Raw genomic sequence first — 269 nt, forward strand, 5'->3', positions numbered from 1 at the left:
GAAGGGGTGCCCCCATTAGGTGAAAGAGCTTGTCCTTATTAGCCGAAGGGGGTCGCAGAGTCAAGGCCCAGGCGACTGTTTAATAAAAACACAGGTCTCTGCTCAAGGCCAAAAGCCTATGTATAGGGACTGACGCCTGCGCTATGAAAATTATAGAAAACCCGCGGCAGTTTGATGTTATCCTCGCGGGCAATATTTTTGGCGATATCCTCAGCGATCTCTCATCTGTACTCGCGGGGTCGATCGGCATGATGCCTTCTGCTAGTATT

General features: G+C 50.2%; 1 protein-coding gene. It reads left to right on the forward strand.

Going from position 1 to position 269, the window contains the following annotated elements; all coding sequences use genetic code 11:
• Window positions 1-143: 143 nt before the first annotated feature.
• Window positions 144-269: isocitrate/isopropylmalate family dehydrogenase (locus EZM41_RS14825; RefSeq protein ID WP_446697848.1), on the forward strand; the 126-nt coding region annotated here is incomplete at its 3' end.

The sequence above is a fragment of the Acetomicrobium sp. S15 = DSM 107314 genome, assembly GCF_016125955.1.
GTDB lineage: Bacteria > Synergistota > Synergistia > Synergistales > Thermosynergistaceae > Thermosynergistes > Thermosynergistes pyruvativorans.